Source organism: Caballeronia sp. INML3B (assembly GCF_023631305.1).
GTDB lineage: Bacteria > Pseudomonadota > Gammaproteobacteria > Burkholderiales > Burkholderiaceae > Caballeronia > Caballeronia turbans.
The window spans coordinates 158,605-176,921 of the sequence record NZ_JALQDI010000046.1 but is presented as its reverse complement, the minus strand read 5'-3'; the positions used below and the strand labels follow the sequence as shown (position 1 = coordinate 176,921).

Below are 18,317 nucleotides of genomic sequence, written 5' to 3'. Positions count from 1 at the left end.
TTCCTATGGTGCAGGGTTTATGCGTTTGGGCAATTCAGCATTCGATGACGTTGACGGCGAGGCCACCGCGCGACGTCTCCTTGTATTTCGTCTTCATATCGGCGCCGGTCTCACGCATCGTCTTGATGACCGAATCGAGCGACACGTAGTGCTTGCCGTCGCCCTTCATCGCCATGCGCGCGGCGTTGATCGCCTTGATCGCGCCCATCGCGTTGCGCTCGATGCACGGAATCTGCACCAGCCCGCCGACCGGATCGCAGGTCATGCCGAGGTTATGTTCCATGCCGATTTCCGCGGCGTTCTCCACTTGCGCGGGCGTGCCGCCCATCACGGCGGCGAGCGCGGCCGCGGCCATCGAGCACGCGACGCCGACTTCGCCCTGACAGCCGACTTCCGCGCCGGAGATCGAAGCCGTCTCCTTGTAGATGATGCCGATGGCGGCCGCGGTGAGCAGGAAGCGCACGATGCCTTCGTCGTTCGAGCCGTGCATGAACTTCACGTAGTAGTGCAGCACGGCGGGAATCACGCCGGCCGCGCCATTGGTCGGCGCGGTAACGACGCGGCCGCCCGATGCGTTTTCCTCGTTGACGGCCATCGCGTAGAGATTGACCCAGTCGAGCATCGACAGGGGATCGCGCAGCGACTCTTCGGAACGCGAGCGCAACGAGGCGCTCAGATCGGCTGCGCGGCGCTTCACATGCATCGGACCGGGCAACTCGCCGCGCTCCTTGCAGCCGCGCTCGACGCACGCGGCCATCACGCGCCACACGGCGAGCAGGCCTTCGCGCACTTCGGCTTCGGTGCGGTTCGCGCACTCGTTGTGCATCGTCACTTCGGCGATGGACAGACCCGTCTCCTCGCAGACGCGCATCAGGTCGTCGCCGGTGCGAAACGGATGCGGCACCGTGTTGCCGACGCGCAGACCGTTCACGCGATCGCCTTCGCGATTCACGACGAAGCCGCCGCCGACCGAGAAATACTCCTTCTCGACGAGCAACTGGCCGTTCTCGTCGAACGCCTGAAAGCGCATGCCGTTCGGATGCACGATGCTCGACCCCGGCGCGCCCGGCATCAGCTTGCGATAGAAGCCGATATGCTCGCGTTCCTCGAACACGACCTCATGCTTGCCGAGCAGCTTCAGGCGCTTGGTCGCGCGGATCTCGGCAAGGCGCGGCGCGATCACGTCGGGATCGATGAGATCGGGCAGATTGCCTTCGAGGCCGAGCAGCACGGCCTTGTCGGTGCCGTGGCCCTTGCCGGTCGCACCGAGCGAGCCGAACAGTTCGGCGCGCACGCGGGTCACGAAGGCGAGCAGATTGGCGTCCTCGACATGCGATGCGAAACGGCACGCCGCGATCATCGGCCCGACGGTATGCGAGCTGGACGGTCCGATGCCGATCTTGAACAGATCGAAGACGCTGACGTTCATGGTTGTCCCTGAGTTTTGGCGTGGCGCACGATGCGCGACCGTGGTTTCGGTATGGCGTTCATTGCACCAAACCCTGAAAGGACTCGATAGAACAAAAGCGCCATCGAAATGGGACCGCGGCGTCAGGGCTTCAAACGCCGTAAGGCGGTGGCGTTTTTACGATGGTTTCCGGCGCATTCGCGGCTCCGTGACACTCACCAATGCCAATTGCGATAACAGAGCATTTCGCACGCGGCGCGTTTTTGCGCATCTTCGTTGCACTTTCCACATTTTTGAGACTGGTCCGAAGCGACGCGCGAACAGGCGTCGGTATATTCCCTAGGTTCTCAGACGAGCCGCGCCAAGAGGCTTCGGTTCACGTTCCGCCCTTCTCCCGCTTCTCCGGTTTGCATCGATGGAATCTCACGCCTTACCCGATCAGTTCTTCAAATCCTGGACTCTCGCTTTTGTCATCGGCGTCCTTGTCGTCGGCACGCTCCAGGCCCTCGACCTTCTCGCGGTGGATCGCGTGCTCACGCGCGAGGCGCCCGTCTGGGCAGCGCTGATGCTGCTCAGCTCAATCGATCCCGTGCTGCGCTATTTCGGCGTGTTGAAGGCCGAAATCGAGCAGCGCTGGGGCGATTACACGATCGCGAGCGTGCTCGGCCGCTCGATCGGCGCGCTCGTCGGTAGCGCCTTCGCCTGGGCGTTCGCCGTGCTCGGCGGCTGAAGCGCTTCCTGTTTCATCCGTTTCGAATCACGCGGCCGCCGTCACGCGACGCCGGCCGCGTTTGCATTTCTGACGCGCCCCCGAGGCTCGCAGCCGAGTGTTATGCTCGCTGGATAACGTCCAGCCGCATGTCTCCCGCATGAACGCCGCAGAGCAGCTTCCGCCGTCATCCGTCGACGGTCAGTCGAAATCGCGCATCCGCTTCGGCATCATCCTGTTGCCGAACTTCACGCTGACCGCGTTCGCCGGTTTCGTCGACCTGTTGCGCCTCTCCGCCGACGAAGGCGATTTCAGCCGTCCGGTACGCTGCTCGTGGAGCGTGATCGGCGAGACGCTCGCGCCGGTGCGCGCGAGCTGCGGCATTCAGATCACGCCGTGGGAAACCTACGATCAGGCCGAGCCGTTCGATTACGTCGTCGTGGTCGGCGGCCTGCTGCATTCCGGCCCGGCCACCAGCGAGGCGACGCTGCAGTTCATCCGCCGCGCGGCCTCGGCGAACGCGACGATGGTCGGCATGTGCACGGGCGTGTTTTCGCTGATGCGCGCGGGCGTGCTCGAAGGGCATCGCATCTGCGTGAGCTGGTTTCATTACTGGGACTTCATCGAGCGGTTCCCGCACGCCGACGAGAAAGCGCTCGTCGCAGACCGCCTCTTCGTGATCGACAGAAGGCGCATTACGTGTTCGGGCGGGCGCGCCTCGATCGATGTCGCCGCCGCCATTCTCCTGCGTCATTTCGAAACGGCCACGGTGCAAAAGGCGCTGCGCATCCTGCTCGTCGATGACATGCAGAAGGGCAACGCGCCGCAGCCGCATCCGCCGGGTCTCGCGCCCGCGACGCATCCGAAGGTGAAACGTGCGATCCTGCTGATGGAGCAGCACGTCGGGCGCTCGCTCACGCTCGATGAACTCGCGCACAAGCTCGATCTGTCGACGCGGCAACTCGAACGCCTGTTCAAGGCGGAAACCGGCAAGGCGCCGCAGGCGTACGCGAAGCAGGTGCGGCTGCGCACCGCCGCGTGGCTGCTGACGAGCTCGGACAAGACGGTGGCGGATATCGCGTCGAGTTGCGGCTTCTCCGATGCATCGCATCTCGGCCGCGAGTTCCGCAAGCAATTCGGCCTGCCGCCGATGATGTATCGCGAGCAGGGCGGCGCGCAGGATGCGCAGGAAGCCGCTCAGGCAATGGACTACGACGAGACTTTCCCGGGCCGCGCCCAGGCGATCTAGCAGCATCTGTTCACGTTTTCCGCGGCTCATCAATCCAAGGAGGAACGGCATGGAGACTCACGGATATTCGCAGGAAGAATGGAAGGTGCGTTGCGAACTGGCGGCGCTTTATCGCGTGATCGGGCACTTCCGCTGGACCGACATGATCTTCACGCACATCAGCGCGCGCGTGCCGGGAGCGGACCATCACTTCCTGATCAACCGCTATGGCGTGCTGTTCGACGAAATGCGCGCATCGGATCTGGTGCGCATCGACAGCGAAGGCCGTCCGGTCGAAGCAGGCGCGAGCGACGATCCGGGGCGCTATCGCGTGAATCCGGCGGGCTTCACGATTCACTCCGCCGTTCATATGGCGCGTCCCGATGTGCTGTGCGTCGTGCACACGCATACGGCGGCGGGCGCGGCGGTGTCGGCGCAGAAGCAGGGGCTGTTGCCGATCAGCCAGCATGCGCTGAAGTACTACGGGCACATCGCGTATCACGATTACGAAGGGATCGCGCTGGATCTCGCGGAGCGGGATCGGCTCGTCAACGATCTCGGATCGCACAACGCGATGATCCTGAAAAATCACGGCTTGCTGACCTGCGGGAAGTCGATTCCGGAGGCGTTTCAGGAGATGTATTTCCTTGAAAGAGCCTGCGAGATTCAGATTCGCGCGCTGGCGGGCAATGCGGAACTGAATCTGCCGTCGCAGAAGGTTTGCGAGGTGACGGCCGAGCAATATCGGCGGGACGAGTCCGACGGAATCATGGCGCTGCAATGGGAGGCGGCGCTGAGGATGATCGAAGGCGCGAAGCCCGATTACCGGAGTTGACGCGCCCTCTTCAGCCCTCTTCGGCCCTCTTCGGCCCTCTTCGCATCACTGCATTCAGTTGCCGGCGACGTAAGCCTTAACCGCCGGCAACCCGTCCTTCCCGTCGAACGTCTTCACGCCCGCAAGCCATTTGTCGAGCACCGCCGGGTTCGCCTTGAGCCACTCGCGCGCCGCCTTGTTGGCATCGGTCTTGTTCATGATCGGCAGCATCACGTGGTTCTCGATGTCCGTCGTGAACTGCAGGTTCGATACGAGCTTCGCGACGTTCGGGCAACGCGCGTCGTAGTCCGTCGGCGTGACGGTCAACACCTTCGCTTCGCCGTAGTTGGGACCGAACACATCGTCGCCGCCGGAGAGATAGTCGATCTTCATCTGCACGTTCATCGGATGCGGCTCCCAGCCGAGGAACACGATCGGCTTCTTCTCGCGGATCGCGCGATTCACTTCTACGAGCATGCCCGCCTCGCTCGATTCCACGAGCTTGAACTTGCCGAGCCCGTACATATTGTTGTCGATCATCTTCTTGATGAGCGCATTGCCATCGTTGCCCGGCTCGATGCCGTAGATCTTGCCGTCCAGCTTGTCGTAATTCTTCGCGATGTCGTTGAAGTTCTTGATGCCGGCCTGATACGCATAATCGGGCACGGCGAGCGTGTACTTCGCGCCCGTCAGGTTCGGCGTCGGCAGAACCTTCACCTGATTCGCTTTCCTGAACGAGTCGATCATCGGGTCCATCGTCGGCGACCAGTAGCCGAGGAACACGTCGATCTGCTTGCTCTTCACGCCCGCGAACGTGATCGGCACGGAGGCGATCGTCTTTGTCGGGTTATAGCCCAGCCCCTGGAGAACCGTCGATGCAAGTCCGGTCGTCGCGGCGATATCCGTCCAGCCGACATCGGCGAAGTGCACGTTTCGGCACGCGGCGGGCTCGGCGGCGTTCGCCGCATACGCACCCGACAGCATCGCCGCAACCATCGACGCGATCCACAAGCGTTTCATGTATCTCTCTCCCAGTTTTTTCAAGGCACGACGCGGCCCGCGCGCGCGACTTCGCAAAGCCCGCGCGGGCCGAAGAAAAACAGACCAGAAAGACGTCAGGCCGACAAGCGGCGCTCCACGCTCGGCGCGTGCCCGAACTGCGCGCGATACGCCTTGCTGAAGTGACAAGGCGAATGGAATCCGCAGATGCTCGTCACGCGCGCGATCGATGCATCCGTGTTGCGCAACAGCTCGCGTGCGCGGCGCAAACGCAGCGTCAGGTAGTAATGCGTCGGCGATACGTTGAGGAACATCTTGAACATGCGCTGCAAATGCCGTTGCGACAGATGCACGAGGCGCGCAAGCTCTTCGAGCGACAGCGGCTCCTCGATGTTCGCCTCCATCAGCCGCACCACTTCGACAAGCTCGGCACGCGAAAAACCGACGCGCGCATCGACGGGAATGTGCTGATAGTCCGTCGATCCGCGTATGCGCTCGACAATGAACTGCTCCGACACCTGCGCCGCGTGCGCCTGCCCGAGCCGCATGCCGACGAGATTGAGCATCAGATCGAGCGGCGCGGTGCCTCCCGTGCACGTCAGGCGATCGCGATCGATCACGAAGAGCTCGTCGGCGAATCGCACATGCGGGAAGCGCTTGTTGACCGGCGACATGTCTTCCCAGTGCAGCGTGCAGCGATAACCGTCGAGCAGCTTCGCCGCGAGCAGCGCGTACGGCCCGGTGCAGATGCCGCCGAGCGGAATGCCCGCTTCATGCGCGCGCCGCAGCAGCTCGATCACCTTGTCATCGACATAGTCGGCGACGTGCCAGCCCGCGCACACGATCAGCACGTCGGGCATGCCCGCCTCGTCGAGCGTCACCGTCGGCTTCACAGTGATGCCGTTGCTCGCGCGCGCCGGCTCGCCCTCCGGCGTGATGATCGACCAGCGGTAGTGCTGCTCACGGCCGACGTAGTTGGCCATGCGCAGCACCTCGACCGCGCTCGTGAACGCGATCATCGAAAAGTTCGGCAGCGTGAGAAAGCCGAAGTGCGCGAGATTGGACAACGGTGAATCGGTAACCGCCGGGACGATCGCGTCGCGCTTCATGGCTCGTGCCTTTGCCTTTATCAGCTCTGTTGCGTCGCCGGTTCGCGGCGCACTTTCATCACGCTCTTGAGACCGGAGAGCAGCGGGGCGCGCGCCATGCCCGGCGAACGGCCGAAGCTCTCGGTGATGCGGTCGAGAATGATCGCGAGCAAGACCACCGACAGGCCGCTTTCGAAGCCGAGGCCGATATCCAGACGCTGAATCGATGCGAGCACGTCGTTGCCGAGACCGCCCGCGCCGACCATCGACGCGATGATGACCATCGACAACGCCATCATGATCGTCTGGTTCACGCCGGTCATGATCGAAGGCAGCGCGTTCGGAATCTGCACCTTGTAGAGCAGTTGCCACGGCGTGCAGCCGAACGCCTGACCCGCTTCCACGATCTCGCGATTCACCTGCTTGATGCCGAGCGCGGTAAGACGCACAGCCGGCGGCATCGCGAAGATGACGGTGGCCAGAATGCCCGGCACGCGCCCGAGGCCGAACAGCATCGCGGCCGGAATCAGATAGACGAAGGCGGGCATCGTCTGCATCAGATCAAGGACCGGGCGCACGGCCATTTCGACGTACTTGCTCTTCGAGGTCCAGATGCCGAGCGGAATGCCGAGCAACAGGCTGATGAACGTGGACGACAACGTGAGGCCCAGCGTGATGACCATCTGATCCCAGAAGTTGGTCGCGTAGATCAGCAACAGCGACGCCAGCACGAACGCCGCGAATCGCCAGCCGACACGCCACAAGCCGATGCCGACGAAGATCGCCATCAACAGCCACATCGGAACGGCCTGCAGGCCGTGTTCGATCGCCGCGGCAAACGTTTCGATGACCTTGCCGATGGCGTCGAAGGTTTTCGCGTCGTGATCGAGGAGATAGTGGACGCCGTGGTCCACCCAACTGCCAAGCGGAATGATTTCAGACATGGGAACCTCGATGGTGCGTAAGAATCTTCAGGACATTGGCCTTGTTGATCGAACCGCAATACGAACCGTCGGCTTCGACGACCGGCAGCGGCGCGGGGCTGGCGACGACGCGATTGACGACGTCATCGAGCGCCATGCTGCGCTGGACGCATTCGATGGGATTGATCTGCGACGCGGCATTGCCGTTCGCATCGCGCCCGACGAAGCCGCGGATGCGGCGTTGCGCATCGAGCACGAACGCGTAGTCGGCGCTGCCGTTGAGCGTCGCCGCGACGCTCGAGGCGTCGATCTGCGGCGCGTGCTTCATCAGCGGCACGGCGTCCGTCTGCATCAGATCGCCCGCGGTCAGATAGCGACTCGTGTCGATGCCTTCGAAGAACGCTTCCACGTAGTCGTCGGCCGGATTCGTGATGATTTCCTGCGGCGTGCCGATCTGCACCACGCGGCCGCCTTCCATGATCGCGATGCGCGTGCCGATGCGCATCGCCTCTTCCAGATCGTGCGACACGAAGAGAATCGTGCGGCGCTGCTCGCGTTGCAAATCGAGCAGCACGTTCTGCATTTCCTTGCGCTTGAGCGGATCGAGTGCCGAGAACGCTTCGTCCATGATCATCAGCGAAGGATTCACCGCAAGCGCGCGCGCGAGGCCGACGCGCTGCTGCATCCCGCCCGATAGTTGCGCAGGCAACTTCTGCGCGAAGGGCGCGAGGCCGACCTGCTCGAGCACGGTCATCGCGCGTGCCTCGCGCTCCTTCTTGCCGACGCCCGCGACCTCGAGGCCGAATGCGGCGTTGGAAAGAACAGTGCGCTGCGGCATGAGCGCGAAGGACTGGAACACCATGCTCATGTCCTTGCGGCGCAGGGCCGTGAGTTCCGAGCGCGGCACCGAGGCCACGTCGCGGCCGTCGATCAGCACCTTGCCGGCCGTCGGTTCGACCAGCCGGTTGATGAGCCGGATCAGCGTGGATTTGCCCGAGCCGGACAGGCCCATGAGCACGAAAATCTCGCCTTCCCTGACATCGAAGGAGACGTTATGGACGCCGACGATCTGGCCGGTGCGCTTGAAGACTTCTTCCTTCGTCGCGCCACCGGCCAGCATGTCCAGCGCCTGTTTGGGACTGTTGCCGAAAACCTTACACAGTCCTTCGACTACTACCTTGGGGGAATTCATCGAATATCTCCTGGCGTGGGCGGACGCGCGTCCGCGCTGTGCATACATAGTTGCCAGAAAAAAGTCGCATCAGCCGACTATTTGCGACAACCACATGTGGAAATACGACACCGGAATAAGGGCGGAAGTGCAAAGTGACGAGCGAAGCCTTGCTGGACAAGGGTTTGCGGGGTACGAAGAGAACGATCTTGCGATTTTCGGCGTGTCGCGCAAATACAAGTCGCCATGTCGTTTTGCGATACAGGCGGGTCGCGAAGCCTGTGTCGGCAGGACGAAAGGGAAGAAAACGAGGGTGACGCGCGAGGCGTGGAAGAAAGATGCGTCCGGCAGAAAGGCCGAAGCGGGGGAACTACGCTAGAAAAACTACAAATTGATGAAGACTGGCGGGCGGGTCGTACGGCGTTTGCCGTCGTGTGTTGCTTGTATTGTGTTTCCCGCGCCGCCCTCAGCGACGCATTACAGACGGATGCCGAAAGCCGTGCCGCGTGCCTTGCGCTGACGCTCGGACTCACGGAAACGTGCTTGATACGAATAGTCTTTATCCATCGGCAGGTGTGCGGACTCGAACATCGAAGCGAATTTTTGCAGCAGGGCGAAGAGGTAGCTCATGACTGACTCCGGTTTGGTGATAGAGGGTTTTCCCTTAGAGAGAATTATAGGGTTAGCCCTGACCTTTTTCTAGTGCAATGCAACATTTCTCGGAAAGAAATCCTGTAGTTTTTCTACAGCCTTACCGTTTTGAGTTGCGCAGAAAAGAGGGACGGGCCGGAGAAGTCCAAAAGACGAACCTCGAGCGCCGCGGCGAGCGAGGACGCGACGTGCCGCCGCAAGGGGCGGTGTCGCAGGAAAGTGACAGCGGGGATCAGTGCGCCGAAGAAATCGCGCGATGGTGCGCGCGATGCGCGTGCTTTTTCGGCGCTGAATCAGGCTGCGCGGCGCGGACCGGCTGCAGCGGCGAGGCGTCGCCGGAATCGCGCGCGCTGTCGGGTGCGCCGTGCAGGCTGACGGTCGCGGAATCGGTATCGAAGAGCGAGGCGAGCGTCGCCTGCTGGTTGAGCATCAACTGCTCGGTGCGGTCCTGCTGCAGTTTGCCGTCGCGGCTCATGCGCAGCAGCAGCGACGTCTGTGCTATGCCGGTCGCCACCGTGACGAGCATCACGCAGACGATGATCGTCAGCATCGTCTTCATGCGGCGCGCGTGGGCTATGGCCGACGTGCGCTGCTCGGCGAGCACCGCGTAGAGCGCGTCGACGGTGTCCGCGAACGCCGTCGCGCGGGCGCGGTCGAGCTCGGGCGCGGCATGGCGGACGTTCGACTTCGCGAGCGGCTCGGCGGCGTTGCGTTCCCCGCGCTCACTGCGATCGCTCGCGATCAGCGCCGAAGCGAGCGCGGCCGGCGACGGCGGTACGCCCTCCGGCGCGACACAAGTGCTAATGCCCGCCGATCGCGTCGCGGCAGCGGCGATCGCGCCGGTCTTTGCGGCCGTCTTGCTCGCGTCCGGTTCCGGCGCCTCGACGTGGGGCAAATCTTCCTGAAACAGGCTGCGCACCGGCGCCACCGCCGCCACCGCCGCCACCGCCGCCACCGCCGCCACGCTCTCCCGCGCCGCGCGTTTTGCGGCAGCGGAATCAGGCGCAACGCCGCCCGGCGACGCCGTCCCGCCGTTGCATTGCACCGCCGCCAGAAATACGTCCGGCAGTTCGAAACCCTCGAAAGTGCCCTGGCGGATATCGGTGTTCATTGCCTGGAGATGCGCACGTTCGGCGTCTTCGGCGAACAGGTCGAGCGTTTCGCCGCCGCGCGCACCATCGCTCAACTGTGCGAGACGCTGCGCCGAGCGCGCGGCGCGGGCAAGTTTCCTTTCGGTGTCGGTTATGGCTTGCGTGACCTGCAATTCATGCGCTGGCGCGCCGCGCCGGCGGCGGGATGAGGCGGCTGGATCGCCCCGGAGCGCGTCGGAATCTCTCTTTACTGCGGAATCTGGCATAGGTTCGAAAGGCGGCGGCATCTATGGCCGGCGCGCAAGGCACACCGGCGTTTCGGCGATAATTTCCGAGAGGCCGCATTGTCGCATGGCCGCGTGCGCAAACCAGCATCCTCGCGGCGATTTCAGGTCGTATCGTCCTCGCGAAACTCGCGCACGCCGTCGAGGTGCCGCAAACGCTCGCAAATCGCCCGATATTCCATCGCCGATGCGCGCGACAGCTCCACCCGCACCTCGTCCAGATCCGGCGAATCGTCGCTCTGCTGCACGACGAACTGTTTCACGCGCACGCTGCCGGGCCCGAGCGCCTCGTGCAGACCGTGAAACGAGAGCGAGCCGCGATCGACGAGCATCGTCAGTTGCCGGCGCTGTTTCACGCTGATGAAGCGGCGCTCGAGCGGCTTGATCCCCGCCAGAATGATCAGGATGATCGCCGTCGCCGCGATCGACGCCGTGTAGAGCCCGCCGCCGACCGCAAGCCCGATCGCCGCGACCGACCAGAGGCTCGCGGCCGTCGTCAGCCCGCGCACGATTTCCCCGCGCAGCAGAATCGAGCCCGCGCCGAGAAAGCCGATGCCCGAGACGACCTGCGCCGCGACCCGCGACGGATCGAGCACGACGTGGTCGTACTTCAATGCATCCGCGAAGCCGTAGGCGGACACGATCATGATGAGCGCCGAACCCACGCACACGAGCATGTGCGTCCGCAGGCCGGCCGCCCATGAGAGCCGCTCACGCTCGAAGCCGATCACGCTGCCGAGCGCCGCGGCCATCACGAGCCGCGACACCAGTTCCATATTTCCCAACACGTTTCGTCCTCCTCGCGGTAATGGGTCCAAAGACGCGGCGCTCCATGCAGCTTTTGCTATTCTTTTGAGTTGCGTGTGCCTCGCACGGCTGCGCGCCCCTCGAAACAATAAGAGTGTTCTTATGCAGGATCAGCAATCAAACGCTTCGTCGCGCATGCAATCGACGAGCCCGGAATCCGCCGCCCAGTTGCGCGCGCATTACACGAACATCGTGCTGCCGGTGTGGCGCGGGCCCGGATTCAACGCGGCGCTCGGCCTGGCGTATGAAGCCGTCGCGCCGGGCGACCATGCGCCGCTGCCGCCGAAGCGCTATCGGGCGATGGCCTGCGCACGCCAGCTATTCGTGTTCTCGGCAGCGGGCGATCTCGCGCACGCCGCGACGCTCTTCGAATCGCTACGGCACTATTTTCATGACAAGCGCAACGGCGGATGGTTCTACAGCGTGGATGCAAGCGGCGCGCCGCTCGAGCGCCAAAAGGATTTGTACACGCATGCGTTCGTCGTTTTCGCGTGCGCGCATTACGCGAAGAAAAGCGGCTCGGCCGACGCTTTGGCGCTGCTCGATGAAACGTCGCGGCTCATCGAGGCGCGCTTTTCGAGCCACGGCGATCTCCTGAACGCGGTGCTGGCCGAGGATTTCGGCGCCACGATCGAAACGCCGTTGCAAAACCCGCTGATGCATCTCGCCGAAGCGTGGCTCGCCGCACGCGATGCAACCGGCGATGCCGCCTACGACCGGCGTCTCGGGCTGCTCGCGCGCTCCGTCGCGGACGCCTTCGTGCACGCGCCGAGCGGCTCGATTGCCGAATTGCCGATGGGCACGGCGGGCAACCGGCTGGAGCCGGGACATCAGTTCGAGTGGTACTTCCTCGCGCTGGGAAGCGGGCATCCCGCGTTCGAGGCGGCAGGGCTCAACGAAGGGCTCGTTCGCGCGTTCGATTTCGCGCAGCAGCGCGGCGTGGACAAGGAAACGGGCGGCGTGTATGCCGCCATCGACGAAGCGGGCCATGTGATCGACGGCACGCAGCGCATCTGGGCGCAGACGGAGTATCTGCGCGCGCTGGCCACGCGCGGCGAAGCCGTCGGTGCGCAAATCGAGCGCTTTCGCGCGCGCTTTCTGCATGAAACCGGCTGGGTCGAATGCCGCTCGGCGCAAGGCGAGATCAGCCGCGCCGAAATGCCGTCGACGACGCCGTATCACCTCGCGACGTCGTACGCGGCGCTGCCGGTCTGACCCGGCCCTGACTCAGGCGAGCTGGAACACCGACACAGCCGCCTTCAACTGCCGCGTCTGCTCGTGCAGCGACGACGCGGCAGCCGCGGCCTGTTCGACGAGCGCCGCGTTCTGCTGGGTCATTTCGTCCATCTGCGTGACGGCCTGATTGACCTGCTCGATGCCCACGCTCTGCTCGAGCGAAGAGGCGCTGATCTCCGCCATCATCTGCGTGACGCGAGAAATCGACGCCGATACTTCGTGCATCGCCTGGCCCGCGCGCTCGACGAGCACGGAGCCGTCGCTCACCTGCGCGACCGACTCGCCGATCAGTTCCTTGATCTCCTTCGCCGATTGCGCCGAGCGCTGCGCGAGCCCGCGCACTTCGCCCGCCACGACCGCGAAGCCGCGCCCCTGCTCGCCAGCGCGCGCGGCCTCGACAGCCGCATTCAGCGCGAGAATGTTGGTCTGGAACGCAATGCCGTCGATGACCGAAATGATCTCCGCGATCTTGTCCGAACTCGACGCGATGCCGCGCATCTTCTCGACGACATCGTCCACGACGCTCGAACCGCGCGAGGTCGCGTCGAGCGCTTCGCCCGCGAGGGTGTTCGCCTCGCGCGCGTGCTCGGCATTCTGACGCACCGTCGCGGTCAGTTCTTCCATGCTCGATGCGGTTTCTTCGAGCGAGGCCGCCTGATTCTCCGTGCGCGCGGACAGATCCGCGTTGCCGCTCGCGATTTCATCGGCGCCGAGATTGATCGAATCGGATGTCGCGCGCACGGTCTTCACGGTGCTCGCGACGCTTGCCTGCATGGTCGCGAGTCCCGCGAACAGACGGCCGATCTCGTTCGTGCCGCGATCTTCGATGCGCTCATCCAGACGCCCGTTCGCGATGCGCTCGAAATGCCTGCCGGCTTCCTCCAGCGGCTGAATCACGCCACGGCGCAGCGCGACGTGCACGAGTGCGATCCCGGCGACGAGCGCCGCGAGAATCACGATGCCCACCGCGCGGAACCACGCGTAACGCGTGTCGATCGACGCGAGATAGCCGCGGCCCGCTTCATCGCCGAAATTGACGAAGTTCTGCTGTTCCGCGAGATAGCGGTCCTGGAAACCTTGCGTCGGCTGATCGAGGAACGCCTGGAGATTGCCGGCGTCGAGATACTGCACGAGCTCGCTCAAAGCCTTCGAATACTCGGCGTATTTCGCCTGCAACGCGGTCGTGCGCGCCGCGTTCTCCTCGCCGGTCTTCGGCGCGTTCAGGAACGCCGCGAACGACTTGTCCGCCGCCGCGATCTGCTCGCGCGCGTGCTGAACGATCTCGGTCGGCTCGGTGCCGCCGCGCACCATGCGCGTTCCCGCGCGCGAAAGGTTGATGCGCGCGTCCATCAGATGCTGGGTGGTCTTGTTGACCGCGTTCACCTGCTTGAGAGCGATATCGGACAGGCTGCCGACGTCGTCATGCGTGCGCGAGAGGGACCAGAAACCGAGCCCTTCGGTCACCAGTTGAAAAAGACAGAACACCACCAGAACTGCGAGCAAACCCGATGAAACCTTGATCTTTCCGAACATCACTTGCACCCACACTTTCCGAAATTAGGCCCGCCGACGCGGGGACAGTGCGGGTTTACGGCATTCGCGCCGGAAAGCTTGAATCGTTTGCCAAAAGGCTGATCTACGCGAATGCAGGCTTCGCGCCGCTTTCGCGACTGCATCGGCGGGACGCGTCTGCGAGCCGAAACGCACCATTGCACAATTTTTGCCTGACTTCCTTGCAGTGCGCGCGAACGCTTCCTATTGTCTTTGCAGGACGGCACCGAACCCACCCAAGGAGTGTCCGAATGGCCGAAATAGTCGATATCGCGCGCGGTGCGCTGAATGCGCAACCGTTCAGCGCCTTGCTCGGAACCAAGCTGATGCAGGTCGATTCAGCGAGTCTCACGCTGTGCCTGACGATCAGGGACGAGCTCAGGCAACAACACGGCTTCGTGCACGGAGGGGTGGTCAGTTATCTCGTCGACAACGCACTGACCTTCGCGGGCGCGCTGCGGCTCGGGCCGAAGGTCGTCACCGGCGAATACAAGATCAACTATCTGCGGCCGGCCGTCTCCGGCACGCTGATGGCGCGTGCCCGCGTCGTCCATGCCGGGATGACGCAGGCCACCTGCCAGTGCGACGTGTTCGTCACCGATGGCGGCGCCGAGCGGCTCGTCGCGGTCGCGCAGGGCACGATCACGCGCATCGGCGAAAGCGTCTCCGCCGAGCCGGTTTATCACGCCTGAACCTTCAATCTCAATCTCCGTCCTTCAAAGCAAAAAACCTCGCCGCGGCGAGGTTTTTTGTTGGCTGCGCGTGCGCGTCACTGCGCCGCGACGGTCTTCTGCGTCTGCTCGCCGAGGCCCTGAATGCCCAGACGCATCGTCTGGCCGGCCTTCAGATACACCGCTTCCGGCTTCACGCCCATGCCGACGCCCGGCGGCGTGCCCGTCGAAATGACATCGCCCGGCTGCAGGCTCATCACCTTCGACAGATACGCGACGAGTTGCGCGACCGTGAAGACCATTGTCTTCGTGTTGCCGTTCTGATAGCGCTTGCCGTCGACCTCGAGCCACAGATCGAGCTTCTGCGGATCGGCGACTTCGTCCTTCGTGACGAGCCACGGGCCGATCGGGCCGAATGTGTCGAAGCCCTTGCCCTTGTCCCACTGCGTGCCGTGCTCGAGTTGCCATTCGCGCTCGGAGACGTCGTTGATGACGCAGTAGCCCGCGACGTAATCGAGCGCGTTCGCTTCGTCGACGTACTTCGCTTCCTTGCCGATCACCACGCCCAGCTCGACTTCCCAGTCGGTCTTGACCGAGTTGCGCGGAATTTCCACGTCGTCGTTCGGACCGCTGATCGCGCTCGTCCACTTGTTGAAGATGACCGGCTCGGTCGGCACGGGCAGATTCGATTCGGCGGCGTGATCCGCATAGTTGAGCCCGATGCACACGAACTTGCCGATGCGCCCGACACACGGCCCGATGCGCGGATTGCCGTCGACTGCGGGCAGCGACGCGATATCGGCCGCGCGCAGTTTCGCCAGGCCCGCTTCGGTCAGCGTCGCGCCGGCGATGTCATCGACGACCTTCGACAGGTCGCGAATCTTGCCCTCGGCGTCCAGCAAACCCGGTTTTTCCTGACCCTTGGGGCCGTAACGAAGCAGTTTCATCTGGTTTGATCCTTCTGGTTCGGAAAAAGAATGAGGGGCCGGTCAGTTCGACCAGCCGCCATCGATGACATGAATCTGGCCCGTCGTGAACGACGATTCGTCCGATCCAAGATAAAGCGCAAGTGCCGCGATTTCTTCGGCACGGCCGACGCGCCCCATCGGCTGGCGCGCGACGAACGCCGCATGGACCTGATCGACGCTCGCGCCCTGCGCCTTCGCCTGCTCCGCGATGCGGTCCTTCAGCGACGGCGATTCCACCGTGCCGGGACAGATCGCATTGCAGCGGATGCCACGCGTGACGAAATCGGCGGCGACGGACTTCGTCAGCCCGATCACGGCCGCCTTCGACGCACCATACACGAAGCGGTTGGGCACGCCCTTCACGCTCGACGCCGCCGACGACATGTTGATGATCGAGCCGCCGCCCTTTTCCAGCATCTTCGGCAGGAACGCGCGAATCGTCCGATACATCGCCCTGGCGTTCAGGTCGAAGGCGAAGTCCCAGTCTTCCTCGCTCGCTTCGAGAATCGATCCAGCGTGCACGTAGCCCGCGCAGTTGAAAAGCACGTCGATCGCGCCGATTTCATCGGCCAGCGCGTTGATCGCCTGCGGGTCGCGCACGTCGAGCGTGCGCACGTCGAAAGGCTTTCCTTCGAGCGATCCCGTGCGGATATCCGTGGCGATCACGCGCGCGCCCTCTGCCGCGAAAAGCTCGGCCGTCGCGAGCCCGATGCCTTGTCCCGCCGCCGTGATCAGCGCCGTCTTGCCTGCCAGTCTTTGTACCATCCACTACTCCAGTCGAAAGTGTTTTTGAGACATGCCGGGTATATCAGCCGTTTCAGAGACGGTAGAACGCGCGAGCGTTCGCGCCGAAAATCGCGGCTTGCTCGGCTTTTTCGAGATGTGACGTGAGGTTTTGGGCCGTGCTGTGCCATGCAGTGTAACTGCCATTCATGTCGAGCACGGGCCAGTCGCTGCCCCACATCAGGCGCTCGGGACCGAAATGCCGGAGAAGATGTGCGACGTAGGGCTTCAATGTTTCGTCGGTCCAGTTTTCGCCGGATTCGGTCGCCAGGCCCGAGAGCTTGCAATGAAGTCTTTGCCGCAACGCGGCGAGTTGCGCGATGCCGTCGGCCCAGGGTTGCCAGCCGGATGCGAGACCATCGCGGATCGGCGGTTTGGCGCCGTGATCGACCACGATGCGCAAGGTCGGATATCGCTCCACGAATTCGATCAACGAGGGCACATGCCGCGCGAAGATCAACGCATCGAAGGCCAGATCGAGGTCGATGAGACGGCCGATCGCGTCCTCGCGCGGCGCGTGTGCGATCCACGTATCGTCGGGCAAGTCCTGCAGCATCGGGCGCACGCCCTTGAACTTCGGCTCTTGCGCGAATTCGTCGATGAACTTCGCTGCATCGGGCGAATCGAGCGGAACCCAGCCGACGACGCCCGCGATCGACTCTTCATTGCGCGCGAGTTCGAGCAAATAGCGCGTTTCGTCGAGCGTCGGCGCGGCCTGAACGACGACCGTTCGTTGAACGCCGACCGACTCGCGAAGCGGCGCGAGATCGTCCGGACCGAATACGCGATAGAGCGGCTTCATGTCCGGCGTGAGCCATCCGTAGTCACCGCGCGATGGATCCCAGTAATGCTGATGTGCGTCGACATTCATCGCGGCACCGGCGCGTTCGCGTGCAGCAGACCTTCGGCGCGCAACGCGTCCCATAGCGCGGACGGAACCGGCGTCGCGAACGATGCCGCGTTTTCGCGCACTTCATCCGGCGTGCGCGCCCCCATCAGCACCGTGGCGACGACTTTATGCGCATAAGGAAACTGGATGGCCGCGGTCGCCAGCGCAACGCCATGCGCACGGCATACGCGCTCCAGCTTGCCGACACGCTCGACAATGTCCTTGGGCGCATCGCCGTAATTGAACTTGAGATCGCCGTGCGCGTTGGCATCGAGACCGCGCGCGAGAATGCCCGAATTGAACGCGCCACCGAGCAGGATGCTCACGCCGCGTTTTTCGCACTCGGGCAGAAGATCGTCGAGCGTGTTTTGTTCAAGCAGCGTGTAGCGGCCCGCGAGCAATGCGCAGTCGATATCGAATTCGGCCATCGCTTCCATTACCGCCGCGCCTTCGTTCACGCCGAGGCCTACGGCTTTCACGCCGCGCGACTGCTTCAACTCTTCGAGCGCGCGAAAACCGCCTTCATCGGTAAGCTGCTTCCAGTAATGCGCGTTCTTCTCGCCATGCGTAACGCGGCCGATGTCGTGAATCAGCACGATGTCGATATCGACCATGCCGAGCCGCATCTGGCTGTCTTCGAACGAGCGGACGATGCCGTCGTAGGTGTAGTCGTAGATCGCTTCGAAGGGCAGCGGCGCGGCCCAGCCTTCGCTGCCGTCGTAGGCTGTCGTGCGCGGGACGAAGCGCCGGCCGACCTTGGTCGAGAGGACGAAGTCGCCGCGTGGATAACGCCGCAAGGCATCGCCCAGACGATGCTCCGCCTTCGTGTGACCGTAGTGCGGCGCGGTATCGAAGCAGCGGATGCCTGCTTCCCAGGCGGCATCGACGGTCGCGCGCGCCTCGTCTTCCGTCAGTTCGTGATACAGCCCGCCGAGCGGCGCGGTGCCGAGCGACAGCGCCGTGACTTCCAGCGCCGTGCGGCCGATTTTGCGCCGGCGCGAAACGGCCTGCGTGTCTCCTGTCATGTGCGACCCCCAGTCGATACG

General features: G+C 63.7%; 20 protein-coding genes. 7 read left to right on the top strand and 13 right to left on the bottom strand.

Annotated features, from left to right (window positions below; translation table 11 throughout):
* Positions 1-34: 34 nt before the first annotated feature.
* Entirely contained in the window at positions 35-1,429 is a 1,395-nt protein-coding gene (locus NCS58_RS21540; RefSeq protein WP_061120454.1) for an L-serine ammonia-lyase, read from the bottom strand.
* A 394-nt stretch (positions 1,430-1,823) separates the two neighbouring features.
* Here NCS58_RS21540 and NCS58_RS21535 point away from each other — a divergent pair, with 394 nt between their 5' ends.
* From NCS58_RS21535 to NCS58_RS21525, 3 genes are all read left to right on the top strand, one after another.
* The gene (locus tag NCS58_RS21535) at positions 1,824-2,138 is read left to right on the top strand and encodes a hypothetical protein (RefSeq protein ID WP_061120453.1); all 315 of its coding nucleotides are present in this window, start codon (positions 1,824-1,826) and stop codon (positions 2,136-2,138) included.
* Positions 2,139-2,277: 139 nt separating this feature from the next.
* Positions 2,278-3,366 carry a GlxA family transcriptional regulator gene (locus tag NCS58_RS21530; protein WP_250477543.1) on the top strand — a complete coding sequence of 363 codons (1,089 nt, stop codon included), beginning with the start codon at positions 2,278-2,280 and terminating at the stop codon, positions 3,364-3,366.
* Between the two features lie 49 nt (positions 3,367-3,415).
* Positions 3,416-4,180, top strand: coding sequence for a class II aldolase/adducin family protein (locus NCS58_RS21525; protein WP_061120451.1), 765 nt, complete (start codon positions 3,416-3,418; stop codon positions 4,178-4,180).
* A gap of 54 nt (positions 4,181-4,234) precedes the next feature.
* Here the strand turns inward: NCS58_RS21525 and NCS58_RS21520 are convergent, their stop codons facing one another.
* The 4 genes from NCS58_RS21520 to NCS58_RS21505 all read right to left on the bottom strand — a co-directional run bounded on the left by NCS58_RS21520 (position 4,235) and on the right by NCS58_RS21505 (position 8,361).
* Positions 4,235-5,179: a choline ABC transporter substrate-binding protein gene (locus tag NCS58_RS21520; protein WP_061120450.1), complete on the bottom strand. Its 945-nt coding sequence runs from the start codon at positions 5,177-5,179 to the stop codon at positions 4,235-4,237.
* A 95-nt stretch (positions 5,180-5,274) separates the two neighbouring features.
* Entirely contained in the window at positions 5,275-6,267 is a 993-nt protein-coding gene (locus NCS58_RS21515) for a GlxA family transcriptional regulator (RefSeq protein WP_035502687.1), read from the bottom strand.
* A gap of 20 nt (positions 6,268-6,287) precedes the next feature.
* Positions 6,288-7,190, bottom strand: coding sequence for a choline ABC transporter permease subunit (gene choW / locus NCS58_RS21510; RefSeq protein WP_061120449.1), 903 nt, complete (start codon positions 7,188-7,190; stop codon positions 6,288-6,290).
* Entirely contained in the window at positions 7,183-8,361 is a 1,179-nt protein-coding gene (locus NCS58_RS21505; RefSeq protein WP_061120448.1) for a glycine betaine/L-proline ABC transporter ATP-binding protein, read from the bottom strand. The genes choW and NCS58_RS21505 overlap by 8 nt, the downstream gene beginning before the upstream one ends.
* On the opposite strand from NCS58_RS21505, the gene NCS58_RS21500 reads away from it, so the two are divergent.
* A complete protein-coding gene (locus tag NCS58_RS21500; RefSeq protein WP_143756390.1) occupies positions 8,348-8,719 on the top strand; it encodes a hypothetical protein in 372 nt (123 codons plus the stop codon). The genes NCS58_RS21505 and NCS58_RS21500 overlap by 14 nt on opposite strands.
* A 98-nt stretch (positions 8,720-8,817) precedes the next feature.
* Here NCS58_RS21500 and NCS58_RS21495 read toward each other — a convergent pair whose 3' ends face one another.
* Positions 8,818-8,970 (bottom strand): hypothetical protein, encoded by a 153-nt coding sequence (locus NCS58_RS21495; RefSeq protein ID WP_167357790.1) that lies wholly within the window; start codon positions 8,968-8,970, stop codon positions 8,818-8,820.
* Between the two features lie 253 nt (positions 8,971-9,223).
* Positions 9,224-10,102 carry a hypothetical protein gene (locus NCS58_RS21490; protein WP_250538875.1) on the bottom strand — a complete coding sequence of 293 codons (879 nt, stop codon included), beginning with the start codon at positions 10,100-10,102 and terminating at the stop codon, positions 9,224-9,226.
* A 9-nt stretch (positions 10,103-10,111) separates the two neighbouring features.
* Here NCS58_RS21490 and NCS58_RS21485 point away from each other — a divergent pair, with 9 nt between their 5' ends.
* Complete coding sequence (locus NCS58_RS21485) at positions 10,112-10,291, top strand: hypothetical protein (RefSeq protein WP_250477541.1); 180 nt, start codon at positions 10,112-10,114, stop codon at positions 10,289-10,291.
* Between the two features lie 179 nt (positions 10,292-10,470).
* Here NCS58_RS21485 and NCS58_RS21480 read toward each other — a convergent pair whose 3' ends face one another.
* Positions 10,471-11,154: an MgtC/SapB family protein gene (locus NCS58_RS21480; protein WP_061120445.1), complete on the bottom strand. Its 684-nt coding sequence runs from the start codon at positions 11,152-11,154 to the stop codon at positions 10,471-10,473.
* A 154-nt stretch (positions 11,155-11,308) separates the two neighbouring features.
* On the opposite strand from NCS58_RS21480, the gene NCS58_RS21475 reads away from it, so the two are divergent.
* Complete coding sequence (locus NCS58_RS21475; RefSeq protein WP_061120482.1) at positions 11,309-12,388, top strand: AGE family epimerase/isomerase; 1,080 nt, start codon at positions 11,309-11,311, stop codon at positions 12,386-12,388.
* Between the two features lie 12 nt (positions 12,389-12,400).
* Here NCS58_RS21475 and NCS58_RS21470 read toward each other — a convergent pair whose 3' ends face one another.
* Positions 12,401-13,942 carry a methyl-accepting chemotaxis protein gene (locus NCS58_RS21470; protein WP_250477552.1) on the bottom strand — a complete coding sequence of 514 codons (1,542 nt, stop codon included), beginning with the start codon at positions 13,940-13,942 and terminating at the stop codon, positions 12,401-12,403.
* Positions 13,943-14,211: 269 nt separating this feature from the next.
* On the opposite strand from NCS58_RS21470, the gene NCS58_RS21465 reads away from it, so the two are divergent.
* Positions 14,212-14,652 (top strand): PaaI family thioesterase, encoded by a 441-nt coding sequence (locus NCS58_RS21465; protein ID WP_061120443.1) that lies wholly within the window; start codon positions 14,212-14,214, stop codon positions 14,650-14,652.
* Between the two features lie 77 nt (positions 14,653-14,729).
* Here NCS58_RS21465 and NCS58_RS21460 read toward each other — a convergent pair whose 3' ends face one another.
* The 4 genes from NCS58_RS21460 to NCS58_RS21445 are packed head-to-tail and all read right to left on the bottom strand — an operon-like array spanning position 14,730 to position 18,296.
* On the bottom strand, positions 14,730-15,578 hold the full coding sequence (locus NCS58_RS21460) for an ureidoglycolate lyase (RefSeq protein ID WP_061120442.1): 849 nt from the start codon (positions 15,576-15,578) through the stop codon (positions 14,730-14,732).
* Positions 15,579-15,620: 42 nt separating this feature from the next.
* Entirely contained in the window at positions 15,621-16,364 is a 744-nt protein-coding gene (locus tag NCS58_RS21455) for an SDR family oxidoreductase (RefSeq protein WP_061120441.1), read from the bottom strand.
* A 52-nt stretch (positions 16,365-16,416) separates the two neighbouring features.
* Entirely contained in the window at positions 16,417-17,253 is an 837-nt protein-coding gene (locus NCS58_RS21450) for an amidohydrolase (protein WP_250477540.1), read from the bottom strand.
* Positions 17,250-18,296 carry an aldo/keto reductase gene (locus NCS58_RS21445; protein ID WP_250477539.1) on the bottom strand — a complete coding sequence of 349 codons (1,047 nt, stop codon included), beginning with the start codon at positions 18,294-18,296 and terminating at the stop codon, positions 17,250-17,252. The genes NCS58_RS21450 and NCS58_RS21445 overlap by 4 nt, the downstream gene beginning before the upstream one ends.
* Between the last annotated feature and the right edge of the window lie 21 nt (positions 18,297-18,317).